Origin of the sequence: Streptococcus danieliae, assembly GCF_013415245.1 — a bacterium.
GTDB lineage: Bacteria > Bacillota > Bacilli > Lactobacillales > Streptococcaceae > Streptococcus > Streptococcus danieliae_A.
Window position 1 is genome coordinate 1 of the sequence record NZ_JACBXX010000172.1, and the last position, 3,743, is coordinate 3,743.

General features: G+C 38.8%; 4 protein-coding genes. 2 read left to right on the forward strand and 2 right to left on the reverse strand.

Annotation, left to right across the window (positions count from 1 at the left end):
• Positions 1 to 490: 490 nt before the first annotated feature.
• Positions 491 to 1,186 carry a hypothetical protein gene (locus HZY94_RS08340; RefSeq protein WP_179925774.1) on the reverse strand — a complete coding sequence of 232 codons (696 nt, stop codon included), beginning with the start codon at positions 1,184 to 1,186 and terminating at the stop codon, positions 491 to 493.
• Positions 1,187 to 1,395: 209 nt separating this feature from the next.
• Between HZY94_RS08340 and HZY94_RS08345 the strand changes: the two genes are divergently transcribed.
• Positions 1,396 to 1,623, forward strand: a complete 228-nt coding sequence (locus HZY94_RS08345) for a hypothetical protein (RefSeq protein ID WP_228064593.1) — start codon at positions 1,396 to 1,398, stop codon at positions 1,621 to 1,623.
• Between the two features lie 269 nt (positions 1,624 to 1,892).
• Positions 1,893 to 3,155 (forward strand): ISL3 family transposase, encoded by a 1,263-nt coding sequence (locus tag HZY94_RS08350; RefSeq protein WP_179925775.1) that lies wholly within the window; start codon positions 1,893 to 1,895, stop codon positions 3,153 to 3,155.
• 135 nt (positions 3,156 to 3,290) lie between these two features.
• On the opposite strand, the gene HZY94_RS08355 is transcribed toward HZY94_RS08350, so the two are convergent.
• Positions 3,291 to 3,743: group II intron maturase-specific domain-containing protein (locus HZY94_RS08355; RefSeq protein WP_306538575.1), on the reverse strand; the 453-nt coding region annotated here is incomplete at its 5' end.

Consider the following 3,743-nt stretch of genomic DNA (forward strand, 5'->3'; position numbering starts at 1 on the left):
TATAGTGGATGTACATGGGATAGCCTTTCTCAGTATTTTGTCGTAATTATATTGTATCAAGACTATCTCCATAAAGCAAAAAAGCAACGGCTCTTAAACCGTTGCTTTTTTGCTTTAGTCAGAGAGAGTTTTGTCCCAAGCTCTCAATCTGGAAATAATAAAATAAGAAGGGTGAAAACAAGACTGTCTCCCTTTCTTGGTCATTCAATATTCTGTGAAAAATATTCACAGAAGCAGTATAACAAAAATAAGCCTTCCTCGAACAAACGTCCCTTTTATGCAACAGTCTTTTTTCGCTTTAACGGGAGCAATTCTAGGGTCTACTATTGAATAGTTATCAAGAATCATTCTAAGTTTTAAACAATTTTCAAAAAGCTTCCTCCTTGATACCCCCTTCTAATAGAATGACAATTTTTTGAAAAATCTTCATTATTCCCCAGAATTGTTACAGATATGAAACTATCTGTGCGATTTTGAAAATGCGGACGTCCTATTTAGCTGACCCTTCCAATACCCCAAAGATCTTTTCGAATACCTGCTGGGGGTCTTTTAACATCAACAGGTGATCTTCCTCTCTAATTGGAATATGAGGGAAGTTGACTGACCTACTGGAAAAGACAGCCAAGTTTTTAATCTGACCCAAAATAGCACCAAACTCTTTCGCAACATCCAAATCAGCATAGAGGGAGAGATAGGCCTTCGTACCTTTGATGTCAAGACTCGGGAAATAAGCTCCGTTTCGCTTTATCAAATTAGCAGCTAAGATCGCCAACAATTCCCCATCATCTCGCTCATCAGCCGATAGCATATCCTCATAGTAGTCTGCGACAGTCTGATAGGTTTTATCCTCAACAGAAACAAACATCGCTGCTAATTCCTCAGCTGATGGAAGCCTATCCAGGCCATCGATCACAAGTAGACGCTCCAAACTAACCGCCTGCTTTTTCAAAAAAGCAGTCAGGGCAGCCGTCCCATAGGAAGCAGTAATCACAAGACCATCTGGAGCCAACTTCCCTAGAGAATCATTAATGGTTTTCTCAATAGAAGCTACCGAAATCTCTTCAAAGGAGGTATTCAAAAATTCAATCACCTCATAAGATTTATGGCCAAATCGTTCATCAGTGATGACCTTATCCCAGACATGCCGACTCCAACCTAGAGGTGAAATAAAAATAACATCCATCATCGCTCTTCCTCCTACACATAGCTAAAATCATGGGGACTGACACTCATTTACTTTCAAAATCTGACATTGGCTAGCCTCCTTGATGAACCTCACTGCAGGCAATGACAGAGTTCGAAAAGTGATTAGGAATACGTTTTTCCATCGCTCTTCTCCTGTGTTTTTTATATAATTATGTCAGATTCTTTAGATACATAAAAGGGGTTTCACTTATGGAAGATGTATTTTTTGATTATTTTTTAAAGTCGCTTCATGTTCACCTTGGCGATTCCTGTGATCCTGCTGAGCTTATAAGTTTTAACAAAAATGACTACCATGCTTTTATTGGGATCGAAAATCATATGCTGGAAACCTTGACTGTGTTGATGAATATTTTTGGAAAAGAAGGAATCGTTTTTTCTTGTAGGCTTATGCATCAGGAAAAACCATTACTGAAGTAGAGGTCTGTCTTAATCGTTCAGAACTAGAACGATTAAATCAGTTATACAGACTATAACCACCCTTGCTTCAATGAGTTCGGAATAGGTCAGTAAAGCCGATTCCTGAGCAAAACATATCCACCATCCCTAACAAAGAGCTCAGAAAAAGGGCTCTATAATTTCTATAGTGGGTAACGATCCCAAATAGAGATTATAGGGCTTTTTGAGATACAAAAAAGTCCCACATGACCTATAATGAATAGTGACCAAACCAACATTAGGAGAATCATATGGAACTCATTCATAATACCACAGAATTACTCGGAGTTACAGACAGAAATATCAAAATCACCTTTTATTATAAACGACCAGAGTGTATTGTAGTGAATGCTATCTTAGATTATACCCCCTCTGCTTGTCCTCATTTCCAAGGGAAAATGATCAAATATGACTTTCAAAAAACCTCTAAAATCCCGCTATTGGAGTGCCAGGGAATGCCCACTGCCCTATACTTGAAGAAAAGAAGATTTCAATGTAAAGAATGTCGAAAAGTTCAAGTATCAGAGACACCTATTGTCAAGAAAAATCATCAGATTTCAACTGACATCCAACGGAAAATTACTCAATTACTGGTCGAAAAGGATTCGATGAAAAGTATTGCTAAACGTCTACATATCTCTACATCAACTGTCCTTAGACGATTAAAACTAGTAAAGACGAAACCAAACTTAAAGTCCTTACCTAAGATCATGAGCTGGGATGAGTATTCCTTTAAAAAAGGGAAAATGAGTTTCATTGCTCAAGATTTTGAGTCCTCAGAAATTGTCGCAATACTAGACGGACGTACTCATGCTACAATTAGAGACCATTTCCAACAATATACCTTGAAAGTCAGAAAAAAGGTGGAAATCATTACTATGGATATGTTCACTCCTTACTTTACACTGGTCAAACAACTTTTTCCAAAGGCAAAAATTGTATTGGATCGCTTCCATATCGTACAACATCTCAGTCGAGCTATGAATCGTGTTCGGATACAGATTATGAATCAATTTGACAAACAATCAAAAGAGTATAGACGCCTAAAGCGGTATTGGAAAATCATCCAAACCGATAGCCGAAAATTGAGCACAAAACGCACTTATCAACCTATGTTTCAAATGCATCTAACTAGTCAAGAAATACTGGATGAGCTACTTGGTTATTCTGAGGAATTAAACCAGCATTATCAACTTTATCAGATGCTTTTATTCCACATCAAGAATAAAAATACGGATCACTTCTTTGCCTTAATGGAGGCAGAAATGGAGACTGTCAATCCGATTTTCCAAACAGTCTTCCATACTTTCCGTAAGAACAAAGATAAAGTTTGTAATACCCTAGAGTTGCCTTATTCCAATGCGAGACTTGAGGCAACTAATAATCTCATCAAGGTTATCAAGCGGAATGCCTTTGGATTCAGGAACTTTGACAATTTTAAGAAACGCATTTTTCTAGCCTTGAATACGAAACGAGAAAAGGAACAGGTAATTCTCTCTCGACTTGCTCTCTGATAGAAGCCATCTATGTCTGAAGTAGCTCTTTAAGGCTTCCAAAAATTAAAAGGGATGCGGAACCCCGTGGATCGAGTAGAGGCTAATTTCTAGTCCCTCTCACACCACCGTGCGTGCCGTTCGGCACACGGCGGTTCAACTAACTTTTAACGCATGTCGTTTAAGATAGAAATCTAGACAAGAAACCAGTCCTCTTTTAGTAAGGGCTGGTTTTGATATAGCTCGCTTTAAGACTGACTTTTGTGCCACTAGTTGATAGTGGTTACCCCAGCCAGATACTTTATCGGCTATCCATTTCGGAACACCTAGTTTCAGAAGTCCCCATAGTCGTCTCGATTTTTTCTTCCATTGCTTCCAGATAATGACTCGGATACGAGTTCGTAAACGCTCATCTATTTGCGTCAGTATCGTCTTCATATTACCAAGTGAGAAGTAATTTACCCAACCGCGGATAACCCAATTTAATCGTTCAATCCGTGTCGTTAGGTCAATGCTCCACTTCCTCGTCGTTAGTCGCTTCAGCTTGCGCTTAAAACTCTGTACACTATCTTGATGGGGACGGCATTTCCAGCCTTTCGGAGATTTCCA

Coding starts and splice junctions, on each gene's coding strand:
- HZY94_RS08340 (WP_179925774.1), bottom strand. CDS start 1,186: ATGATGGATGTTATTTTTATTTCACCTCTAGGTTGGAGTCGGCATGTC.
- HZY94_RS08345 (WP_228064593.1), top strand. CDS start 1,396: ATGGAAGATGTATTTTTTGATTATTTTTTAAAGTCGCTTCATGTTCAC.
- HZY94_RS08350 (WP_179925775.1), top strand. CDS start 1,893: ATGGAACTCATTCATAATACCACAGAATTACTCGGAGTTACAGACAGA.